The sequence below is a fragment of the Streptomyces sp. NPDC054786 genome (assembly GCF_053611685.1).
The window spans coordinates 1-6,671 of record NZ_JBSHAW010000092.1 but is presented as its reverse complement, the minus strand read 5'-3'; the positions used below and the strand labels follow the sequence as shown (position 1 = coordinate 6,671).

Below are 6,671 nucleotides of genomic sequence, written 5' to 3'. Positions count from 1 at the left end.
TCCTCCGCGCTGCTCCCCGACGGGCTGCACAGCACCACCGCATCAGACGAGACGGCAGCATCAGCCCTCGCCCCCGTCACCGCAAGCGGCGACCACGCCACCTCGAACAGCGACTCGTGATACGGGCTCCGCGCGGCTGTGAGCTGCTCGGCCGAGACGGGTCGCAGGACCAGCGAATCCACCCTGGCCACCGGATGGCCCGCGCCGTCCGCCAACGCAAGCGCCACACCTTCCGCCCCCACCGGGGTCAACCGCAACCGCACACTCGAAGCCCCCGCGGCATACAGAGTCACACCGTTCCAAGAGAACGGCAGCCGGGCGGTCTCGTCGCCGCCGCCCCGCAGCCCGATCGCGTGAAGGCAAGCGTCCAACAGCGCCGGGTGAAGCCCGAAGCCCTCCCCGCCGACCTCCCCCGGCAGCTCGACCTCCGCGAAGACCTCATCGCCGGACCGCCAAGCAGCCCTCAACCCCTGGAACACCGGCCCATACTCAAGACCGGCACCCGCCAGCCCCTCATACAAACCATCCAAAGCCACCGGCTCAGCGCCGACAGGCGGCCACTGCACCAAGTCGAACGATGCCTGGGGCGCCTCGGAGACGAGGCTGCCCTGGGCATGCCGGGTCCATGGGAGATCCGCTCCCTCGCCGCGGGCATAGACGCTCACCGGTCGTGCACCCTTGGCGTCGGCCCCGCCCACGATGATCTGGACAGTCACCCCGCCCTGCTCAGGTAGCACCAGCGGCGCCTGGAGGATCAGCTCCTCCAGTACGTCACAGCCGACCTCACCTCCGGCCCGGAGCGCCAGCTCGGCAAAGCCAGTGCCGGGGAAGAGGACCGTGCCGCCGACGGCATGGTCAGCGAGCCAATGGTGCGTGGCAGTCGAGAGTCGTCCGGTGAAGACCACTCCGTCCGACTCGGGCGAGAGCACCATCGCCCCGAGCAACGGATGGTCGGTCGTATCGAGACCGGCGGAGGCGAGCTCGCCAGCCCCGGCTCCGGCCCAGGCGTCGGCCCAGTATTCACGGGTGTCCAGCCAGTACCTCTGCCGCTGGAACGCGTACGTGGGCAGGGGAACACGGCGGCCGCCGGTGCCGGCGAACAGCACCCGCCAGTCCGGCGAAACGCCCGACACATGGAGACCGGCCAGCGCGGTGTGCAGCGCGGTCGGCTCCGGGCGGTCCTTCCGCTGGGCCGCTACGAAAACGGCCGACGGCGACTCCGTGTCCACAATCTGCTGGGCCATCGGGGTCAGTACGGCGTCCGGCCCCAGCTCGAGGTAGCGCGTTACGCCCTCCGTCTCCAGGGCGCGCACGGCATCGGAGAAGCGGACGGCCTCGCGGGCGTGGCGTACCCAGTAGCCGGGCGTCGACAGTTCGTCACTGATCGGCGCGCCGGTAAGCGCGGACACGAAGGGGATCTGCGGCAGCTCATACGACAGGCTCGACGCGGTCTGCTCGAATTCGGCGAGCATCGGCTCCATCAGCGGCGAGTGGAACGCATGCGATACGCGAAGACGGCCCGTCCTGCGGCCCTCGCCCTCGAAGTGCTCCTTGACCGCGAGGACTTCGGACTCAGCACCGGACACCACGACCGCCGTCGGACCGTTCACCGCGGCAATCCCCACCGACCCCGAGGAGGACAGGTGCGCGAGCACCTCCTCTTCCGATGCCTGCACCGCCACCATCGCGCCGCCCGCCGGCAGCGCATCCATCAACCGCCCACGCGCCGTCACCAACTTCGCCGCATCCTCCAGGGACAACACCCCCGCCACATGCGCCGCCGCAATCTCACCCACCGAATGCCCCGCCACAAAATCAGGACACACACCCCACGACTCCACCAAACGGAACAACGCCACCTCAACCGCAAACAACGCCGGCTGCGCATACACCGTCCGACTCAACAACCCCGCATCCTCACCCCACACCACCTCCCGCAGCGGACGCACCCCATACCGGTCAAGCTCGGCGAGCACACCGTCCAACGCCTCCGTAAACGCGGGGAAGGCCCCGTAGAGCTCCCGCCCCATGCCGAGCCGCTGCGCCCCCTGCCCCGTGAACAGAAACGCCGTACGCCCCTTCACCCGCGCCACGCCCTGCACCACACCCGGAGCAGACCGCCCCTCAGCCAGCGCCGCCAAACCACCCAGCAACTCGTCCCGGCCCGTACCGACCACCACCGCACGGTGCTCCATCGCCGCCCGGTCCGTCGCCAGCGAGAACGCCACATCCACCGGCCGTGGAGCGGCACCCGCGACGGTGCCTGTCGTCATCGACGCGATCAGCCGCGCCGCCTGGCCTCGTAGCGCCTCCGGCGACTTAGCGGAAACCACCAGCGGAAGCGCCATAGGAGCCACCGGCTCCGCCTGCTCGACGGTCTCCGCCACTGGTGCCTGCTCGATGATCACGTGTGCGTTGGTGCCACTGATCCCAAACGACGACACGGCTACACGACGTGGACGATCCACCTCCGGCCACGGCCGGGACTCCGTCAGCAGCCGGACATTCCCCTCCGACCAGTCCACCTGCGCCGAAGGCTCATCCACATGCAGCGTCTTCGGCAGCACCCCATGACGGATCGCCTCCACCATCTTGATGATCCCGCCCACACCCGCCGCAGCCTGAGTGTGCCCCACGTTCGACTTCAACGACCCCAACCACAAAGGCCGGTCCTCCGCACGCCCCTGCCCATACGTCGCCAGCAACGCCTGCGCCTCGATCGGATCACCCAGCGTCGTACCCGTCCCATGCGCCTCCACCACATCAACCCCGGCGGCGGAAAGCCCCGCCGACGCGAGCGCCTGCCGGATGACACGCTGTTGCGACGGGCCGTTCGGAGCCGTCAGGCCATTGCTCGCACCGTCCTGATTGAGAGCGCTGCCTCGTACGACCGCGAGGACCGGGTGACCATTACGGCGAGCATCCGACAGCCGCTCCACCAGCAGCACGCCGACACCCTCGCCCCAGGCCGTGCCATCCGTAGCCGCCGAGAAGGACTTGGCCCGCCCGTCGCGGGCCAGACCCCGCTGCCGGCTGAACTCGACGAACGCCTCGGGCGACGCCATCACCGCGACACCGCTGGCCAGGGCCAGCGTGCACTCGCCCGACCGCAGTGCCTGGATCGCCCAGTGCAGCGCGACAAGGGACGACGAACAGGCCGTATCGATGGTGACCGCCGGCCCCTCCAGACCGAACACGTACGAGACACGGCCGGATGCGATGGCTCCGGTACCGGAGTTGGCGGCGTAGTCGTGGTACATCATCCCGGCGAACACACCGGTCCTGCTGCCCTTCAGCGTCGCCGGGTCGATGCCCGCCCGCTCGAAGACCTCCCACGACGCCTCCAGCAGCAGCCGCTGCTGCGGGTCCATGAGGAGTGCTTCATTGGGGCTGATGCCGAACAGCGACGGGTCGAACTGAGCGGCATCGTGCAGGAATCCGCCCTCGCGCACATAACTGGTGTTGGGCCGTACGGAATCCGGGTCGTACAACTCCTCCACATTCCAGCCGCGGTCCACGGGAAACTCTGAGATCGCGTCCACACCCTCGGAGACCAGCCTCCACAGATCCTCCGGGCTCTCGACACCCCCCGGATAGCGGCAACTCATCCCGACGATCGCGATCGGATCGTCGTCGAGGAGGGACGCCGTGGCCGGAGCGATGGCCGGGACGCTGTCGGCGTCCAGTCCGGACAGTTCGTCCAACAGATGGCGGGCGAGCACGGCGGGCGTGGGATAGTCGAAGACCAGGGTCGCGGGCAGACGCAGCCCGGTGTCGTCCATGAGGCCGTTACGCAGTTCCACGGCCGCCAGGGAGTCGAAGCCCAGCTCGCGGAAGGCGCGCTCCGCCTCGATGGTCTGGGCGGAACCGAAGCCGAGCACCAGCGCCGCGCGGTTCAGTACAAGATCAAGCAGAGTCGCCTCCCACTCCTCCTCCGGGAGTGCCGCCAACTGCCGCCGCAGCGCGCCTGAGTCAGCCCGCCCGGCACCCGCCTGGCGCCGACGCGTCTTCACCGGTACGAGACCGCGGAAGACGGTGGGTACGGTGTCCCCCTGGGCGCGGAGCGCCGCCAGGTCGAACTTGGCGGGGACGAGGGTGGGCTCGTCGCCGCGCAGCACGGCATCGAAGAGCGCCAAGCCCTCCTCTGCCGTCAGGGCGGAGATACCGCTCTGGTCCATACGGGTGCGATCGGCGTCGTTGAGCTTGCCGGCCATGCCGGAGTCCCACAGGCCCCAGGCCAGGGACTGGGCAGGCAGGCCCCGGGCACGGCGGTGGGCCGCGAGGGCATCGAGGAAGGCATTCGCCGCGGCGTAGTTCCCCTGGCCGGGTGCGCCGAGGGTACCGGAGCCCGAGGAGAACAGGACGAAGGCGGTGAGGTCAGGCCGGTTCGCGGTGAGGTGGTGGAGGTTCAGCGCGGCATCCACCTTCGGCCGCAGAACCGTCTCGATGCGTTCCGGGGTCAGGGAGGCAATCACGCCGTCGTCGAGGACACCCGCCGCATGCACCACACCGGTCAGATCCGGGATGTCCTCGATGACGTCGGCCAGAGCCTGACGGTCGGCGGCATCGCAGGCCACCACCCGCACCTCGGCACCCAGCCCGGCCAGCTCCGCGACCAGGTCACCAGCACCGACCGCATCCGGGCCCCGGCGACTGACCAGCACCAGCCTCCGCACCCCGCACTCGGCGACCAGGTGCCGGGCGAACAGCGCACCCAGCGAACCCGTCGCACCCGTGAACAGGACCGTACCCGCACCGCCGAACACCGTCCCCGGCACGGTGCCTTCACCACCGCCGTCCGGACCGGACACCTCGACGCGCGCCAGACGTGCCCCATACGTGAGCCCGCCCCGAATCACCACCTGCGGCTCGTCAGCAGACAACGCCAACGTCACCGCTGCATCAACGTCAACCTCGTCGAAGTCATCGCCGCACACGTCGGCCAGCACGATCCGCAGGCTGGGGCTCTCCGACTGCGCCGACCGTACGAGCCCCCACACCGCCGCACCCGCCAGATCGACGACATCCTCACCGTCCAGCGCGACCGCACCCCGCGTCACCACCACCAACGGCGCGTCCGGCCCCTCTGCCAAGTACGACTGCAGCTCGGCCAGTACGAGGGATGTCGCCTGGCGCACCGCATCCGCGCCGGCACCTGCCGGCGTGCGCACCACTCGCGCCCCGGGCTCGCCGCCCGCGTCCGCGACCTTCGCCGGGACCGGCGACCAGTCCAGCCGGAACAGCGCATCGTGGAAGGAGGCACGGGCGGCCGCCAGCTGCTCGGCCGAAACCGGCCGCAGGACCAGCGACCCGATCGTGGCCACCGGGCGGCCGTCGGCATCGGCGATCGCGAGCGTCACCGCCTCTGAGCCGAGTATCGGCGCCATCCGGACCCGCGCCCGCGAGGCACCGGACGCGTACAGAGACACATCGCTCCAGGTGAACGGCAGGGCGGCACGCTCCCCGACCACACCGGTGAAACTGACGGCGTGCAGCGCTGCGTCCAGCAGCGCGGGGTGCAGACCCAGTCGCTCGGCCGCCTCCCTGCCCTGCTCGGGCAACTCGACCTCGGCGTACACCTCGTCGCCGGACCGCCAAGCGGCCTTCAGCCCCTGGAACACCGGCCCGTACGAGAGACCGACCTCTGCGAGGCCCTCGTAGTGTCCCTGGAGGTCGATGGGCTCGGCACCGGCCGGCGGCCACTGGGCGAGCTCCTCACCGGCCTCCGCGAGTCCGGCGCCCAGCGACCCGGCCGCATGCTGGGTCCAGGGCGCGTCGGACGCGGCCCCCTGCGGACGGGAGTGGATGGTCAGCGGACGAGCGCCGAACGCGTCGGACGCGCCCACCGCAACCTGGATCTGCACATCGCCGCGCTCGGGCAGGGTGAGCGGAGCGAAGAGCGTCAGCTCCCTCAGGGTGTCGCATCCGACCTGGTCACCCGCGCGCACCGCCAGCTCGACGAAACCGGTCCCCGGGAAGAGGACCGTACCGCCGACGACATGGTCCGCGAGCCAGGAGTGCGTGGCGGTCGAGAGACGTCCGGTGAGGACCGCGCCCTCGGTGTCAGCGATCGACACCGCCGCGCCGAGCAGCGGGTGGTCGGCGGAGTCGAGGCCCACGGAACCGAGGTCACCGGCCCCGGCCTCAGGCTGAACCCAGTATCTCTGGCGCTGGAAGGCGTACGTCGGCAGCTCCACGCGACGCGCACCGTAACCGGAGTACAACGCCTCCCAGTCGACGTTCGCACCCGACACATGCAGCTTGGCGATGGCGGTGAACAGGGCACCGGGCTCGGGCCGGTTGCGCCGTGACGCCGGGGCGAGGACGGCCGACTCCGACTTCACGCTCTCCTGCGCCATCGACGTGAGTACGGCGTCCGGCCCCAGTTCCAGGAACCGCGTTACGCCCTCCGTCTCCAGGACACTGACGGCGTCGGCGAAGCGGACGGCCTCTCGGACGTGCCGCACCCAGTAGCCCGAAGTGGCCAGCTCGTCGGTGACCGGGGCACCAGTGAGCGTGGACACGAAGCTGATCTGCGGGAGTTCGTACGCCAGACCCGATACGACCCGCTCGAACTCGGCGAGCATCGGCTCCATCAGCGGCGAGTGGAACGCATGCGACACCTTCAACCGGGTCGCCTTACGGCCCAGTCGGGTGAAGTGCTCCTGAAC

1 protein-coding gene is annotated in these 6,671 nt (G+C 70.1%); it reads right to left on the bottom strand.

Annotation, left to right across the window (positions count from 1 at the left end; genetic code table 11):
* On the bottom strand, positions 1–6,623 hold a 6,623-nt coding region (locus ACWGI6_RS38030; protein ID WP_453271749.1), incomplete at its 3' end, for an SDR family NAD(P)-dependent oxidoreductase.
* Positions 6,624–6,671 lie beyond the last annotated feature (48 nt).